This window comes from Streptomyces virginiae (genome assembly GCF_040638905.1).
GTDB lineage: Bacteria > Actinomycetota > Actinomycetes > Streptomycetales > Streptomycetaceae > Streptomyces > Streptomyces virginiae_B.
Map to the genome: position 1 here is coordinate 18902 of NZ_JBEZYV010000029.1, position 15396 is coordinate 34297.

The 15396-nt window shown below is 70.5% G+C and carries 13 protein-coding genes; 8 read left to right on the forward strand and 5 right to left on the reverse strand.

All coding sequences use genetic code 11. The features are described from left to right. Positions 1-38: 38 nt before the first annotated feature. The gene (locus AB0F82_RS29350) at positions 39-1034 is read right to left on the reverse strand and encodes an ADP-ribosylglycohydrolase family protein (protein WP_362632686.1); all 996 of its coding nucleotides are present in this window, start codon (positions 1032-1034) and stop codon (positions 39-41) included. Between the two features lie 258 nt (positions 1035-1292). Between AB0F82_RS29350 and AB0F82_RS29355 the strand changes: the two genes are divergently transcribed. The 5 genes from AB0F82_RS29355 to AB0F82_RS29375 all read left to right on the forward strand — a co-directional run bounded on the left by AB0F82_RS29355 (position 1293) and on the right by AB0F82_RS29375 (position 9823). After that, a complete protein-coding gene (locus AB0F82_RS29355; RefSeq protein WP_362632688.1) occupies positions 1293-2024 on the forward strand; it encodes a VIT1/CCC1 transporter family protein in 732 nt (243 codons plus the stop codon). A 362-nt stretch (positions 2025-2386) separates the two neighbouring features. Next, complete coding sequence (gene gltB / locus AB0F82_RS29360; RefSeq protein ID WP_362632689.1) at positions 2387-6979, forward strand: glutamate synthase large subunit; 4593 nt, start codon at positions 2387-2389, stop codon at positions 6977-6979. Next, positions 6972-8432, forward strand: a complete 1461-nt coding sequence (locus AB0F82_RS29365; RefSeq protein ID WP_356812082.1) for a glutamate synthase subunit beta — start codon at positions 6972-6974, stop codon at positions 8430-8432. Before gltB ends, AB0F82_RS29365 begins: the two co-directional genes overlap by 8 nt. Before the next feature lie 456 nt (positions 8433-8888). After that, entirely contained in the window at positions 8889-9647 is a 759-nt protein-coding gene (locus AB0F82_RS29370; RefSeq protein WP_362632691.1) for a helix-turn-helix domain-containing protein, read from the forward strand. Further along, positions 9623-9823 carry a DUF397 domain-containing protein gene (locus AB0F82_RS29375; protein ID WP_362632693.1) on the forward strand — a complete coding sequence of 67 codons (201 nt, stop codon included), beginning with the start codon at positions 9623-9625 and terminating at the stop codon, positions 9821-9823. The genes AB0F82_RS29370 and AB0F82_RS29375 overlap by 25 nt, the downstream gene beginning before the upstream one ends. Positions 9824-10194: 371 nt before the next feature. Here the strand turns inward: AB0F82_RS29375 and AB0F82_RS29380 are convergent, their stop codons facing one another. From AB0F82_RS29380 to AB0F82_RS29390, 3 genes are read right to left on the reverse strand one after another with little or no spacing between them, the layout of a single operon-like run. Next, positions 10195-10746: a pyridoxamine 5'-phosphate oxidase family protein gene (locus tag AB0F82_RS29380; protein ID WP_362632694.1), complete on the reverse strand. Its 552-nt coding sequence runs from the start codon at positions 10744-10746 to the stop codon at positions 10195-10197. Between the two features lie 35 nt (positions 10747-10781). Further along, entirely contained in the window at positions 10782-11510 is a 729-nt protein-coding gene (locus AB0F82_RS29385; RefSeq protein WP_362632696.1) for a VWA domain-containing protein, read from the reverse strand. Between the two features lie 35 nt (positions 11511-11545). Further along, positions 11546-12949: a hypothetical protein gene (locus tag AB0F82_RS29390; RefSeq protein ID WP_362632697.1), complete on the reverse strand. Its 1404-nt coding sequence runs from the start codon at positions 12947-12949 to the stop codon at positions 11546-11548. A 178-nt stretch (positions 12950-13127) separates the two neighbouring features. Between AB0F82_RS29390 and AB0F82_RS29395 the strand changes: the two genes are divergently transcribed. The 3 genes from AB0F82_RS29395 (at position 13128) to AB0F82_RS29405 (ending at position 14862) form a co-directional block, all read left to right on the forward strand. Continuing rightward, on the forward strand, positions 13128-13325 hold the full coding sequence (locus AB0F82_RS29395) for a hypothetical protein (RefSeq protein WP_362632699.1): 198 nt from the start codon (positions 13128-13130) through the stop codon (positions 13323-13325). Between the two features lie 208 nt (positions 13326-13533). Further along, positions 13534-14268, forward strand: coding sequence for a glucose 1-dehydrogenase (locus AB0F82_RS29400; RefSeq protein WP_362632700.1), 735 nt, complete (start codon positions 13534-13536; stop codon positions 14266-14268). 42 nt (positions 14269-14310) lie between these two features. Continuing rightward, positions 14311-14862 carry a hypothetical protein gene (locus tag AB0F82_RS29405; protein ID WP_362632702.1) on the forward strand — a complete coding sequence of 184 codons (552 nt, stop codon included), beginning with the start codon at positions 14311-14313 and terminating at the stop codon, positions 14860-14862. Positions 14863-14918: 56 nt separating this feature from the next. Here AB0F82_RS29405 and AB0F82_RS29410 read toward each other — a convergent pair whose 3' ends face one another. After that, a complete protein-coding gene (locus AB0F82_RS29410) occupies positions 14919-15386 on the reverse strand; it encodes a hypothetical protein (protein ID WP_362632703.1) in 468 nt (155 codons plus the stop codon). Positions 15387-15396 lie beyond the last annotated feature (10 nt).

A 15396-nucleotide genomic window follows, 5' to 3' on the forward strand; every position in this document is an offset into this window, starting at 1 on the left:
TTCCTGCAAGGGGGCGGGTTCGTTGAGAGGGGTCTGGGTCATCGGGCGGCCTCGTATTCCGGGGTGAGGAGGTCCGCGATGTCCAGGACGTGGTAGCCCCGCATCGACGGGAGGCAGCTGCCGCGTACCGGCCCGATCGCCGAGCCCCAGGCGGTGGGGATCGCCGTGGCACCCGCCATCGCGCCGGCCAGGGCGCCCGACACAGCGGCGGTGGTGTCCGCGTCGCGGCCCATGTTCACGGCGGTGAGGACGGAGGTGGCGAAGTCTCCGCCGGAGGCGGCGAACGCGCCGAAGGCCAGGCCCACCGCCTCCGGCGCCAGGTCCGTCCACGGGTAGCCGCCGATGACCACCGCCGAACGCACCGCCCGTTCCCCGCGCGGGGCGGCGGTGACCGCCCGGCGCAGGGAGCGGGCCGTCCAGGAGTCCGACGGGATGACCGAGAGGGCGGCGGAGACGACGGACGCCGGGCTGCCGCCCGCCATGGCCGCCGCCACGCCCGCCGCGACCGCCTGGCCGCCGTAGATGCCCTCGCCGTCGTGGCTGACCGTGCCGTCGATGGCGACCAGTCGCGCCGCCTCGGCCGGCCGCCCCGCCGCGAACACGCCGAACGGCGCGGCCCGCATGGCCAGTCCGTCCGACCACGCGTGCCGGTGCTGGGCCGAGATGGGCGCCGCCAGGCCCCGGCGGAGGTTCTCCAGCGTGCCGCGCTCGGAGAACCCCGCACCGCGGAATGGGCCCTCGTCGAGGTCCGCGATCCAGTGGTGCCACGCCCGCTCGACGTGGGAGACGGTGAGCGCCGAGCCGTGGCGGGCCAGGAGCAGCCCCGAGAAGATCGCGTACTCGGTGTCGTCCGTGCCCACCGGGTCATCCGTCACGAAGCCCTCGATGCGGCCCCATTTCGCCCGGATCTGCGACGGCTTCATGTTCTCCGCGGGGGCGCCGAGCGCGTCGCCCACCGCGAGTCCCAGAAGAGCGCCCCTGGCCCGTTCGAGGAGGACCTGCGGATTGCATGCAACCTGCTTCACCGGCTCCATGGCGCGCCTCTCCCACGTGGATGGGCTCATCATGAGCCCTTGGGGGATTTGTGCCATGTCATACGGTTTGTCGCGCGCCGCGAAACACCCCGGGAACATCGGGGTCACCCGGTCGCCGACCCGTAAAACCGCAGGTAAGTACGGCCTTCCTTGCTGGCGGACCACGAAAATCGTGCGTAGTTTCGAGGTGTTCAGGGGGAGCGGGACGCGTCACGGCGTCCGTTCGCACCAATGGGGAGACAAGGGGAGATACCAGGCATGTCCATCATCGACACCGAAGCACCGCTGCACACCGCCCATCGCGACAACCACACCCACCGCGACGTCAACGGTGGATGGCTGCGGCCGGCCGTCTTCGGTGCGATGGACGGGCTCGTCTCCAACCTCGCCCTCATGACCGGCGTGGCCGGCGGAGCCGTCGCCCCGCAGACCGTGGTGATCACGGGCCTCGCCGGCCTCGCCGCCGGAGCCTTCTCGATGGCCGCCGGCGAGTACACCTCCGTGGCCTCGCAGCGCGAGCTGGTCCTCGCCGAGCTCGACATCGAGCGGCAGCAGCTGCGCAAGCACCCCGTCGACGAGATGGAGGAGCTGGCCGAGCTCTACGTGTCCCGCGGCGTGGAGCCGGCGCTCGCCCGCGAGGTCGCCATGCAGCTCTCCCGCGACCCCGAGCAGGCGCTGGAGATCCACGCCCGCGAGGAGCTCGGCATCGACCCCGACGACCTGCCGTCGCCGCTGGTCGCCGCCGTCTCGTCCTTCGGGTCCTTCGCGCTGGGCGCCCTGCTCCCCGTACTGCCCTACCTGCTCGGCGCCACGGCCCTGTGGCCGGCGGTGCTGCTCGCGCTGGCCGGGCTCTTCGCCTGCGGCGCGGTCGTCGCCCGGGTCACCGCCCGGTCGTGGTGGTACAGCGGCCTGCGCCAGCTGCTGCTCGGCGGCGCGGCCGCCGGTGTGACGTACGTCCTGGGAACCTGGATCGGTGCAGCCATAGGCTGACCCGCCTGGGAGTGAGACACTATGCAGGAGGCAACATAAGTAGTCCGTTACTCGGCGGTTTCGATCCCGTGTCCGCCGGGCATCACACCAGGACTCCGGGTGGGCAATGATGCCCGCCCTGTACCGGGACCTTCGCCCCACGCGATACGCCGCGGCAGCCGGGTTACCTCGCGTTACCCCCTCGGTCCGCCCGTAGAGCGCCGCGAAAGTCCCTTCTTCCTGCCTCGCGCAGTGTCCGCATGCTGGAATGGCATATCCGCTTCTCGGGATTGTCGTCATCATGTAATCTGCACGAAATTTCGCAGAGGGCCAACGTCGTCCCTCGGCTATGCACATATGCCACGACGACGACGGGAGAGCCGATGCGTTCCGCATCCACGCACTCCGCGACCGGCCTGAACACCGCCTGGTCGCCCATGGACGGTCGCCCCGCCCAGCAGGGCATGTACGACCCGCGCAACGAGAAGGACGCCTGCGGCGTCGGATTCGTGGCGAACCTCACCGGCGAGGCCACCCACACCCTCGTTGAGCAGGCCCTGACCGTTTTGCGGAACCTCGAGCACCGTGGCGCCACCGGCTCCGAGCCGGACTCCGGCGACGGCGCGGGAATCCTGTCCCAGGTGCCGGACGCCTTCCTGCGCGAGGTCGCCGGATTCGAGCTCCCCGAGGCCGGCGCGTACGCCGTCGGCATCGCCTTCCTCCCCGCCGACGGCACCGCACAGGCCGTCGCCGCGGAGCAGATCGAGGCCATCGCCGCCGAGGAGAACCTCACGGTCCTCGGCTGGCGCGAGGTCCCGGTCACCCCCGACCTGCTCGGCAACGGCGCCCGCGCCACCATGCCCGCCTTCCGCCAGCTCTTCGTGAGCAACGGGACGACCGGCATCGAGCTGGACCGCAAGGCGTTCGTGCTGCGCAAGCGCGCCGAGCGCGAGGCCGGCGTGTACTTCCCGTCGCTCTCCGCCCGCACCATCGTCTACAAGGGGATGCTGACCACCGGCCAGCTGGAGCCCTTCTTCCCGGACCTCTCCGACCGCCGCTTCGCCTCGGCGCTCGCCCTGGTCCACTCGCGCTTCTCCACGAACACCTTCCCGTCGTGGCCGCTCGCCCACCCGTACCGCTTCGTCGCGCACAACGGCGAGATCAACACGGTCAAGGGCAACCGCAACTGGATGAAGGCCCGCGAGTCCCAGCTCGCGTCCGCCGCCTTCGGCGAGGGCGCGCTCGACCGCATCTTCCCCATCTGCACCCCGGACGCCTCCGACTCGGCCTCCTTCGACGAGGTCCTGGAGCTGCTCCACCTCGGCGGCCGGTCGCTGCCGCACAGCGTGCTGATGATGATCCCGGAGGCGTGGGAGAACCACACCTCCATGGACCCGGCCCGCCGCGCCTTCTACCAGTACCACTCCACGCTGATGGAGCCCTGGGACGGCCCGGCCTGCGTCACCTTCACCGACGGCACCCAGGTCGGCGCGGTCCTCGACCGCAACGGACTGCGCCCCGGCCGCTACTGGGTCACCGACGACGGCCTCGTCGTCCTGGGCTCCGAGGTCGGCGTCCTCGACATCGACCCGGCCAAGGTCGTCCGCAAGGGCCGCCTCCAGCCCGGCAGGATGTTCCTCGTCGACACCGCCCAGAAGCGGATCGTCGAGGACGACGAGATCAAGAACGAGCTCGCCTCCGCCGCCCCCTACGCCGAATGGCTGGAGACCGGCGAGATCGAGCTGACGGACCTGCCCGAGCGCGAGCACATCGTGCACACGCACGCCTCGGTCACCCGCCGCCAGCAGACCTTCGGCTACACCGAGGAAGAGCTGCGCGTCATCCTCGCGCCGATGGCCCGTACCGCCGGCGAGCCCCTCGGCTCCATGGGCACGGACTCCCCGATCGCCGCCCTGTCCGAGCGCCCCCGGCTGCTCTTCGACTACTTCACCCAGCTGTTCGCGCAGGTCACCAACCCGCCGCTGGACGCCATCCGCGAGGAGCTCGTCACCTCGCTGCTGTCCTCGATCGGCCCGCAGTCCAACCTGCTGGAGCCGACCGCCGCGTCCTGCCGCAGCGTCACCCTGCCCTTCCCGGTGATCGACAACGACGAGCTGGCCAAGCTCATCCACATCAACGCCGACGGCGACATGCCGGGCATGAAGGCCGCCACGCTCTCCGGCCTCTACCGGGTCTCCGGCGGCGGCGAGGCGCTCGCCGCCCGGATCGAGGACATCCGCGCCGAGGCCGACGCGGCCATCGCCAACGGCGCCCGCCTGATCGTCCTCTCGGACCGCCACTCGGACGCCGAGCACGCGCCCATCCCGTCGCTGCTGCTCACCGCCGCCGTGCACCACCACCTCATCGCCACCAAGCAGCGCACCCAGGTGGGCCTGCTGGTCGAGGCCGGCGACGTCCGCGAGGTCCACCACGTCGCCCTGCTCATCGGCTACGGCGCCGCCGCGGTCAACCCGTACCTGGCCATGGAGTCCGTCGAGGACCTGCTGCGCGCCGGTACCTTCCTGTCCGGCCTGGAGCCGGAGCAGGCCATCAAGAACCTGATCTACGCGCTCGGCAAGGGCGTCCTGAAGGTCATGTCCAAGATGGGCATCTCCACCGTCGCCTCCTACCGCGGCGCCCAGGTCTTCGAGGCCGTCGGCCTCAACGACGAGTTCGTCGAGACCTACTTCAACGGCACCGCCACCAAGATCGGCGGCGCCGGCCTGGACGTCATCGCCAAGGAGGTGGCCGCCCGCCACGCCAAGGCGTACCCCGTCTCCGGCGTCGCGGCCACGCACCGCGCGCTGGAGATCGGCGGCGAGTACCAGTGGCGCCGCGAGGGCGAGCCGCACCTGTTCGACCCGGAGACGGTCTTCCGCCTCCAGCACGCCACCCGCAACCGCCGGTACGACATCTTCCGGCAGTACACGGACCGCGTGAACGAGCAGTCCGAGCGCCTGATGACGCTCCGCGGCCTCTTCGGCTTCAAGTCCGACCGCCCGTCGATCTCCATCGACGAGGTCGAACCGGTCTCCGAGATCGTCAAGCGCTTCTCCACCGGCGCCATGTCGTACGGCTCCATCTCCAAGGAGGCGCACGAGACCCTCGCCATCGCCATGAACCAGCTGGGCGCCAAGTCCAACACCGGTGAGGGCGGCGAGGACCCGGAGCGCCTGTACGACCCGGCGCGCCGCTCCTCCATCAAGCAGGTCGCCTCCGGCCGCTTCGGTGTCACCAGCGAGTACCTGGTCAACGCGGACGACATCCAGATCAAGATGGCGCAGGGCGCCAAGCCCGGCGAGGGCGGCCAGCTGCCCGGCCACAAGGTCTACCCGTGGGTCGCCAAGACCCGGCACTCCACCCCGGGCGTCGGCCTGATCTCCCCGCCGCCGCACCACGACATCTACTCCATCGAGGACCTGGCCCAGCTGATCCACGACCTCAAGAACGCCAATCCGGCCGCGCGCATCCACGTGAAGCTCGTGTCCGAGGTCGGCGTGGGCACGGTCGCCGCCGGTGTCTCCAAGGCCCACGCGGACGTCGTCCTCATCTCCGGCCACGACGGCGGTACGGGCGCCTCCCCGCTCACCTCGCTCAAGCACGCGGGCGGCCCCTGGGAGCTCGGCCTCGCCGAGACCCAGCAGACCCTGCTGCTCAACGGCCTGCGCGACCGCATCGTCGTCCAGACCGACGGCCAGCTCAAGACCGGCCGCGACGTCGTCATCGCCGCGCTGCTCGGCGCCGAGGAGTTCGGTTTCGCGACCGCCCCGCTCGTCGTCTCCGGCTGCGTCATGATGCGCGTCTGCCACCTGGACACCTGCCCGGTCGGCATCGCCACGCAGAACCCGGTCCTGCGGGACCGCTTCTCCGGCAAGCCCGAGTTCGTCGTGAACTTCTTCGAGTTCATCGCGGAGGAGGTGCGCGAAATCCTCGCCGAGCTGGGCTTCCGCACCATCGAGGAGGCCGTCGGCCACGCCGAGCTCCTCGACACCACCAAGGCCGTCACGCACTGGAAGGCGCAGGGCCTCGACCTGGAGCCGCTCTTCTACGTGCCCGAGCTGCCCGAGGGCGCGGTGCGCCACGCCCTGATCGAGCAGGACCACGGTCTGGAGAAGGCCCTCGACAACGAGCTCATCGAGCTCGCCGCCGACGCGCTGAACGCCGAGTCCGTCGAGGCCGCCCAGCCGGTCCGCGCCCAGGTCGCCATCCGGAACATCAACCGGACCGTCGGCACGATGCTCGGCCACCACGTCACCAAGAAGTTCGGCGGTGCGGGCCTGCCCGACAACACCATCGACCTGACGTTCACCGGCAGCGCCGGCCAGTCCTTCGGCGCCTTCGTCCCGAAGGGAGTCACCCTCCGCCTGGAGGGCGACGCCAACGACTACGTCGGCAAGGGCCTCTCCGGCGGCCGCATCGTGGTCCGCCCGGACCGCGGCGCCGACCACCTCGCCGAGTACTCCACCATCGCCGGCAACACCATCGGCTACGGAGCCACCGGCGGTGAGATGTTCCTGCGCGGCCGCACCGGCGAGCGCTTCTGCGTCCGCAACTCCGGCGCCCTGGTCGTCTCGGAGGGGGTGGGCGACCACGGCTGCGAGTACATGACCGGCGGCACGGCGGTCGTCCTGGGCGAGACGGGCCGCAACTTCGCGGCCGGCATGTCGGGCGGCGTCGCGTACGTCATCGACCTCGACCCGCACAACGTCAACGTCGGCAACGCGGGCGCCGTCGAGGCCCTGTCCGACGCGGACAAGCAGTGGCTGCACGATGTGGTGCGCCGCCACGAGGAGGAGACCGGCTCGACCGTGGCCGCGAAGCTCCTGGCTGACTGGTCCGTCGCGGTGGACCGCTTCAGCAAGATCATCCCGACCACGTACAAGGCAGTGCTCGCCGCCAAGGACGCCGCTGAGCTCGCCGGACTCTCGGAATCCGAGACCACGGAGAAGATGATGGAGGCGGCGACCAATGGCTGACCCGAAGGGCTTCCTCACCACCACGCGCGAGACCGCCTGCTCCCGTCCCGTCGCCGACCGGCTGAAGGACTGGAACGAGGTCTACGTCCCGGGCTCGCTGCTGCCGATCATCAGCAAGCAGGCCGGCCGCTGCATGGACTGCGGCATCCCGTTCTGCCACAACGGCTGCCCGCTGGGGAACCTGATCCCCGAGTGGAACGACTTCGCCTACCGCGACGACTGGGCGGCGGCGTCGGAGCGGCTGCACGCGACGAACAACTTCCCGGAGTTCACGGGACGCCTGTGCCCGGCCCCGTGCGAGTCGGCGTGCGTGCTCGGCATCAACCAGCCGGCCGTCACCATCAAGAACGTCGAGGTCTCGATCATCGACAAGGCGTGGGACAACGGGGACGTCACCCCGCAGGCCCCGGAGCGCCTGTCCGGCAAGACCGTCGCCGTGATCGGCTCGGGCCCGGCCGGCCTGGCCGCCGCCCAGCAGCTGACCCGGGCCGGCCACACCGTGGTCGTGTACGAGCGCGCGGACCGCATCGGCGGCCTGCTCCGCTACGGCATCCCCGAGTTCAAGATGGAGAAGGTGCACATCAACCGCCGCATCGAGCAGATGCGCGCGGAGGGCACCAAGTTCCGCACCGGCATCGAGGTCGGCCGTGACATCACGGCCACCGACCTGCGCAAGCGGTTCGACGCGGTGGTCGTCGCGGCCGGCGCCACCGTCTCGCGCGACCTGCCGGTCCCGGGCCGCGAGCTGAACGGCATCCACTTCGCCATGGAGTACCTGCCGCTCGCGAACAAGGTGCAGGAGGGCGACTTCATGGCGCCCCCCATCACCGCCGAGGGCAAGCACGTGGTCGTCATCGGCGGCGGCGACACCGGCGCGGACTGCGTGGGCACCGCCCACCGCCAGGGCGCGGCCTCGGTCACGCAGCTGGAGATCATGCCGAAGCCGGGCGAGGAGCGGAACGCCAACCAGCCGTGGCCGACGTTCCCGATGCTCTACAAGGTCACCTCGGCCCACGAGGAGGGCGGCGAGCGGGTCTACTCCGTCTCCACCACCCACTTCGAGGGCGACGAGGACGGTAACGTCAAGGCCCTGCACCTGGTCGAGGTCGAGTTCGTCGACGGCAAGCTCGTCCAGAAGCCCGGCACCGAGCGCGTCCTCCCCGCGCAGCTGGTGACCCTGGCGATGGGCTTCACGGGCACCGACCAGGCGAACGGCCTGGTCCAGCAGTTCGGCGTGGACCTGGACGCCCGCGGCAACATCGACCGCGACGCCTCCTACGCGACCAACGTCGACGGCGTCTTCGTCGCCGGCGACGCGGGCCGCGGCCAGTCGCTGATCGTCTGGGCCATCGCGGAGGGCCGCTCGGCCGCCCGCGGCGTGGACCGCTTCTTGACCGGCAGCAGCACCCTCCCGTACCCGGTCAAGCCGACGGACCGCTCGCTGACGGTGTAACACCCGCAGCGCACCGCTCGGCCGCAGGCGGCCTGCGACCGGCGGTGCGGAGTCCGGGCCGCCCGGCAAGCACCCCCGCTCCGCGAAGGGCGGGACCCCTCATACGGTCCGTACAACGGCGTACGGAACACCCGACACGGCGCCCGCCACGACTCCTTCTTGACGCCGTGCTCGCACCGCTCGGCCGCAGGCGGCCTCCCGGGCTTCGCCCGGCTGCGCCGGCCTCCGACCGGCGGTGCGGAGTCCGGGCCGCCGGGAAGCACCCCCGCTCCGCGAAGGGCGGGACCCCTCATACGGTCCGTACAACGGCGTACGGAACACCCGACACGGCGCCCGCCACGTCCCCGACCAGGGGTGGCGGGCGCCGTGGCGTTGTGTAGTCGCATCAATGCGTTCCGCTGAACCCGCCGGTGCGGCGCCCGTGAGGAACTGCGGGGGAAGCGCGAGGCGGCGGGGTTGACCCAGGAGGGGCTGGGCGAGCGGATCTTCGCCACGGGGGCGTCGGTCGGGATGATGGAGAGCGGGCGCCGTCGACTGGGCCCGGAGATCGCCAAGCTCATCGACAGGGAGCTCAACACGGGAGACTACTTCTTCCGTCTGGCCAGGGCGTTCAAGTCCAAGCACAGCGAGTACTTCGCCGACGCGGCCAAGTTGGAGGGGCTGGCGACGGCGATCTACGAGTACGCTCCCACTCTGGTTCCCGGGTTGCTCCAGACCGAGGCCTACGCCCGAGCGGTGATCCGGGCCACGAGCCCCACCGCACTCGCCGAGCGTGTTGATGCCCTGGTTGCGGCACGCACTGAACGGGCACGACTCCTCGGCGATCCCGAGGCCCCTGAGATGTGGGTGGTCCTCCACGAGACGGTCCTGCGGACGGCAGTCGGGGGCCCTGCAGTGATGGCAGCTCAGCTACGGCACATTGCTTCCTACGCCCGTGCACACCGGATCATGGTGCAGGTCGTGCCGTTCGCTGCCGGGGCTCACGGGGCAGTGGGCTCGATGATGACCCTCATGCAGTTTGCCGAAGCGCCGGACGTGGCGTACACCGAGGGCCCTTACGCGGGGCAGTTGCTCGACTATCCGGCCCTGGTTCAGCGCCACTGGAAGTCGTACGATCTTGCCAGGGCTGCTGCGCTGTCGCCGGAGGTGTCCCTGAGCCTGGTCGAGTCGGTGGCGGAGGAGTACGCGACGTGTGCGCAGACGCGGACGGTCTGACCTGGCGCAAGTCCTCGTACAGCAACGGGGACGGCGGCAGCTGCGTAGAGGTGTCCGATGATCTCCTCCCCGGCCTGGTCCCCGTCCGCGACAGCAAGCAGGCCGGCATCGGCCCGGTCCTGGTGTTCCCGGCCGGCGTGTGGTCCGCGTTCATCTTGGGCGTGAAGGCCCGCTAGGTGTTCTGGAAGTTCCAGAAGACCGCGACCTCGTCATCGTTGACGGCGATCAGGCTGGCGTCCCGGTCGTAGCCGCTGAAGGGGCGTCGCTCCGGGACGGCTGCCGGTAGAAGCAGAGCACCCGTGGCCGCCGGCCGCTGGTCAAGCTCGGGCCGTCGGCCTGATCGCCGTCGCCGTGACCGGGCTGCTCGGCCTCATGGTGACCTGGTGGGCGCCTCCCATCGACCGCCTCAACCGGGGCCGGTTCACCCCGCTCATGTTCAGCGGCCCGGCCGGCGCCCGCGCCTGGTGGCTGCGCCGCCGGACGGCGAGGGGCGGCCGAAGCCAACGCAACCGGCTCCGGCCGCTTCTTCGGCCCTACTCGCCCGGCCCTAATCGCCCGCGGCGGGGACCCCGCCGCCTCCGGGCTCGTCCTCCGGCGCCGGGTCCTCGCGCGGCGGTTCGTCGTCGTTGCCCCGGCGCTGGGTGCGCAGGCCGTGGTCCGGTGCCCACGACCGCACCACCAGGTCGTCGCCCTCGATGCCGATGTGGACGACCTCGGTCAGGTCGGCGTAGAAGAGGTGGAAGGGGTGCGGGGTCTCCGTCTCCTCCGCGTAGCGGTGGAGTTCGGGCGGGTCCACGAGCTCCACCGCACGCCCGGAGATCCGTACGTCGCCGTCCGGCATGGTCTCGCCCTCGCCCGGATTGGTGTGCAGGGCGAAGCGCGGGTCGCGCTGGAGGTCCTTGGCCTTCATCGAGCCGGCCATCATGCCGAGCCACAGCTCCCCGCCCCGGATGTCGACGTTCAGCCCGGCCACCCGGGGGGAGCCGTCCTTGCGGAGGGTGGCCAGGACGTGGTGGGGGTACTGCGCGAAGCGGGCCTGGACGGTCGCCGCGAAATCGGGTTCCGCCTTCTCGAAGACTGCCCAACTGGTGTGCGTCATACGTCCATCAAAGCGCGGGCACCGGCGGGCCGGGGTCAGGCGCGCACGATGCCCGCACCGCGTGCCGCCGCCAGCCAGGCGGGGAACTCCCCGACGAGGCGGTCGTACAGTTCGCCGTCCGCCACCGCGCGGGGGTCCTCACCGGCGTGGAAGTAGCCCGCGTTGTCCACGGCCCGCTTTGCGGGCACGGGCAGCTCGTCCAGCCGGCGCAGGAAGTCGAACTGGGTGCTGCGCGTGTTTCCGAAGCCCACGAACTGCCAGAAGAGCGGCAGCCGGGCGGCCTTGCACAGGTACTTCTCGGCCGCGAGCTTGTTGATCGGCCCGCCGTCGGTCTGGAAGACGACCAGGGCGGGGGTCGTCGAGCCCGAGTCCAGGTAGTGGTCGATGACCGCGTCCATTGCCGCGTGGTAGGCGGTCTTGCCCATGTGGCCCAGGCGGGACGCGATCTCGGTGACCCGGCCCTCGTGCCCGGCCAGGGAGATCTCCTCCACCGCGTCGACCTCGGTGGAGAAGAAGACCACCGGCACGCGGGCGTCGTCGTCGAGGTGCGCGGACAGGCCGAGCACCCGGTCCGCGAGGGCCTGCACGCTGCCGTCCTGGTAGTAGGGGCGCATCGACCCCGAGTAGTCCAGGACCAGGTAGACGGCGGCGCGTCCGCCCTCCAGGCCGTACTTGCGCAGGGATATCCCGGCGCTCTTGTAGAGGTTCACGAGGGCCGGAGCCGACTCCTCGACCTTGCGGAGGCTGATGGCGCTGCTCGTCATGGGGGTGAGGGTATGCCGAAGGCCGCGGGCCCCGGTCACTTCGGGCGTCGTACCTGGGCCTCCCTGAGGAGTTGCGGGTACGGCGTCTGGGCCATGGAGCCGCGTACGAATGCCAGACCGTAGCGATCGACAGCCTGCCTCTGCTCCTCGGGATCCTTGAGGTTGAAGACCCTCTTGTCATCGGGACTCGCGACTTGGACATACACGACCGGAAGAGGACGGTACAACCACCAGACCGTCACACGCTCCCGACCGCGCGTCAAATTCAGGAGCTCACTGCTCTGGGATATGCCGGACTGGTATCGGAAGTATTCCCTGCCGTCCCCTATGGGGCTCGGAGGGTCGTCGTCCTTTCCCTCCTTCGCGAGCTTCCCTCGCCATGTGCCGGACATCTCGTATTCGGCATCCAGTCTCATTCTGTCCTGCCTGAACGCGTAAGCCTCCACCTGGGCCGTGATCGCCTCGTAGTTGACGTCCTCGGGTTTTTCGATTTCGACGACCACGTCCTCCGAAATCTCCTCCCCGGGGCTCAGCTCCTGCCCCGGCGGCTTGACCAGCTCGCCAGGTTTGAGCAGCTTGTACTTGTCCTTCGGATCGCTCGCCAGCCTGACGTGGATCCAGTAGATGCTGCCGAGGATGTGGACCGGGACCTCGCCGGAGTTCTTCAGGTGCAGGCGGACCCGCAGGTACATCTTCGTCCCTGCCTGGTTCAGGCTGGGCGATCCGATGTCGGCCGTGCCCTGCACCAGTGTGCGGGAGATGGACGGGAGGTAGATCTGGGTGTACGCCAAGTTGGTCATGACGAGGACGGTGGAGATGATCGCCCCGACCGCGATGCGGCCGGGATAGCGGAGCGCCTTCCACACGCGGCGGCGGTAGAGAATCCAAAGGGACCATGAAGCGCAGGCGATGAGGCCTGACCAGAGCAGCAGGCACAGCGCGTACGACGGTCTGCCCTTGCTGGCGAAGAACATCAGGAGCAGCACCGCGGCGACGAAGAATTCGATCAGCGCTCCGAAGAGAAGGGCCGGGCCCGAGTACTGCATCTTCTGCTTGCGCCAGTAGTCGAACCCGGCGGCGAAGGCGATCAATTCCACGACGGCCATAAGCAGGAAGACGAATCCTGTCACGCGACCGGCAAAGGTGAGGGCGTCGAAGGAGTCGTTGATCCCTATCCAGGCGCACATGCCGGCGGTCGCCAGGAAACCGGCTGCCATGACGGCGCCGGTCATGCGTCGACCCCAGGAGTGGGCCGGCCACACGGTGCAATTTCCGCCGTGCCAATCGATGTCGGCCTCAGGTGCCACGCCGGCGCGACGCAGGATCTTCTGCAGTTCGTGGTGGCTCCACACCTTGCCCTTGCTCTTGCCGTCGATCACGACTTTTCGCAGACCGTCGTCATCCGGTGGTCCTACGACCACGGTGGGCTTGATGTTCATGCCGCCAGCCTGCGCCCGCATTCGGGTGAACGCCGCTGGAGCACGTCCCGCGGGAGGGCCTCCCGTGCAATGACGGGGACGCGGTCGTCACCCGAATGGAGTAACAGGGTGGGCGCCCGGGCACGGGGCGGCGCGACGCTGGTGACGACCGTGTCGCTCGTCCTGGTTGGAGGTTCCGATGCGTGCACGACTTCTCGGACTCACTGCTGCCGCGCTTTTCGCCGTTCTTGCCGTCACGGCCCCTGCCGCGCAGGCCGCCGTGCCCGCGATCGACGGGCAGATGTGCACGGAGGAGGGCGGAACCGTGGAGTACGAGTCCACCAAGGGCTCGTGGGTCTGCGTCGACGGCAAGTACAACGGCAAGCCGATCGACTGACTGAGCTCACGGCTGCCCCCTTGGCCGGCTCGTCGATGTCGTCGAGCATGACCGCCGCCAGATCGCGCTTCGAGGTGTATTACCGCTCGTCCACTTGGGGGTCACCGCCGGGTAGGCCCAGGTCGGCGAGGTGCCTGCGGCGCCCTTCCGTCCGCTGGTTGCGACTGCTAGATGTATGCCTATTAGGCATAAAGGTGGAGGGGGCTCCATGGCGCACACCGGGCTCGACGGGAAGGTCGTCATCGTCACCGGCGCCGGGCGCGGCCAGGGGGCCGCCGGGGCCCGGCTCTTCGCCGAGGCCGGCGCGCGGGTCGTGGTCACCGACATCCGGGAGGAAGAAGGCAGGGCCGTCGCCGCCGAGCTGGGCGGCCGGGGGCTGTACGTCCGCCACGACGTGGCCGACCCGGCGAGCTGGGCGACGGTGGTCGCCCAGGCGGTCCGCGCCTTCGGCACGGTGTCGGCGCTGGTCAACAACGCCGCCCTGTGGCGCACGGCCCATGTGGAGGAGCAGCGGCTCGACGACTTCGAGGCCCTCCTGCGGGTCAACCTGCTGGGGCCCTTCCTCGGCATCCAGGCCGTGGCCCCGGTGCTGCGGGCGGGTGGGGGAGGCTCCGTCGTCAACGTCTCCTCCACCGCCGGACTGGTCGGGATACCGGGCCACGCGGCCTACGGCTCCACCAAGTTCGGGCTGCGCGGGCTGACCCGGTCCGCGGCGCTGGACCTCGCCGGGGACCGGATCCGGGTGAACTCGGTGCACCCGGGGGCCATCGACACCCCGATGGTGGCCGGTGCGGTCGAGGACCGGGACTGGTCGCACCTGCCCCTGGGGCGGATCGGGAGGCCGGAGGAGGTCGCCGAACTCGTCCTCTTCCTCTGCTCGGACGCGTCCTCGTACGTCACGGGCGCCGAGTTCACGGTCGACGGTGGGATGACGACGGCCTGACCCGCAGGACACGACACAGCCCCGCCCCGGCATGATGTGGCCATGGCTGATCGGATACGGAGACTGCCCGGAGCGGTCCTGCGCAACTGCCTGCTCCTGGCAGTGGAGTTCGGTGCGATCTGGCTGCTGCGCGGTCCGGAGGGCCTCTGGGTCCCGGTCCTGCTGGCCGTCTTCGTCGCCGGCGCGGCCGTACCGCACGGCACGGACGCCGAATTCGTCGCTCGCACCGCCGTGGCGCTCACCGCGGTCGGGGTGGCGGTCCTCGGCGGGATCACCTGGGACCGGCACGTCCTCCACGACCGCGGCCGGGAGGAGGTGGCGGTGGTCGCGCAGCGGACGATGGCGGAGGGCGGCTCGGCCACGTCCCCGTCGCTGCGCCTGCGCACCGAGGCGGGCCGCGACCTGCCCGGCCCGGTGACGATGGACCTCGCGGTCGGCGCACGGCTGACGGTCACGGTGGACCCCGGCGGCCCCGCGTGGTCCCCGGGCGGCCGCCCGGACCGGCCGCTGTGGCAGGCGGCCGGCACCGGCGCGCTCCTCCTGATCCAGGCCGCCCTCCTGCTCCGGCTCTCCCTGCGCCGCTCCCCGGGCTGACAGCGACGCGGGAAGAGCCGTCGAGACGGCCCGTCGAGGCGGCCCGTCGAGGCGGGCTACTTGATCTTGTAGGAGCAGCCCTTCGTGTTCGTGACGCCGTCGCTCTCCGCGACCACCTTGCCGTCGACCTTGATCGTGCAGGGGGCCTGCTGGAGCTTGCCGTCGGCGCCCGTGATCGTGCCCGGGACCACGTTCACCAGGTAGCCCACCTTCTGCTCCGCGGCGGTGAGTTCGGCGGTGCCGGACTTCGACCACGGCAGCGTCTGCTGCTCGAAGCCGCTGCCGATGCCGCTGTACATGACGGCCGTCCTGCCCGTACCGCCGACCTCCAGGGTCACCTCGTGCTTCGCGCCACCGCCGGCCGCCGGGGCCGGCGCGGGGCCCTGGCCCTCGCCCCGCGAGGCGGCAGGCTGCGGCTGCTGCTTGCCGCCCTCGGGGGCCGGCTCCGGCTCCGCGCTCCCGCAGCCGGTGAGCAGCAGCGCCGCCCCGGCGCACAGCGTCATGGCGGTGATGGTCCTGCGCATGTACTGATAC

What these genes read in the sequence shown, in the direction of transcription:
- AB0F82_RS29365 (WP_356812082.1), top strand. Translation starts at nt 6,972, where the DNA reads ATGGCTGACCCGAAGGGCTTCCTCACCACCACGCGCGAGACCGCCTGC.
- AB0F82_RS29410 (WP_362632703.1), bottom strand. Translation starts at nt 15,386, where the DNA reads ATGCGCAGGACCATCACCGCCATGACGCTGTGCGCCGGGGCGGCGCTG.
- AB0F82_RS29385 (WP_362632696.1), bottom strand. Translation starts at nt 11,510, where the DNA reads ATGACGAGCAGCGCCATCAGCCTCCGCAAGGTCGAGGAGTCGGCTCCG.
- gltB (WP_362632689.1), top strand. Translation starts at nt 2,387, where the DNA reads ATGCGTTCCGCATCCACGCACTCCGCGACCGGCCTGAACACCGCCTGG.
- AB0F82_RS29390 (WP_362632697.1), bottom strand. Translation starts at nt 12,949, where the DNA reads ATGAACATCAAGCCCACCGTGGTCGTAGGACCACCGGATGACGACGGT.
- AB0F82_RS29395 (WP_362632699.1), top strand. Translation starts at nt 13,128, where the DNA reads ATGCGTGCACGACTTCTCGGACTCACTGCTGCCGCGCTTTTCGCCGTT.
- AB0F82_RS29355 (WP_362632688.1), top strand. Translation starts at nt 1,293, where the DNA reads ATGTCCATCATCGACACCGAAGCACCGCTGCACACCGCCCATCGCGAC.
- AB0F82_RS29350 (WP_362632686.1), bottom strand. Translation starts at nt 1,034, where the DNA reads ATGGAGCCGGTGAAGCAGGTTGCATGCAATCCGCAGGTCCTCCTCGAA.
- AB0F82_RS29400 (WP_362632700.1), top strand. Translation starts at nt 13,534, where the DNA reads ATGGCGCACACCGGGCTCGACGGGAAGGTCGTCATCGTCACCGGCGCC.
- AB0F82_RS29380 (WP_362632694.1), bottom strand. Translation starts at nt 10,746, where the DNA reads ATGACGCACACCAGTTGGGCAGTCTTCGAGAAGGCGGAACCCGATTTC.
- AB0F82_RS29405 (WP_362632702.1), top strand. Translation starts at nt 14,311, where the DNA reads ATGGCTGATCGGATACGGAGACTGCCCGGAGCGGTCCTGCGCAACTGC.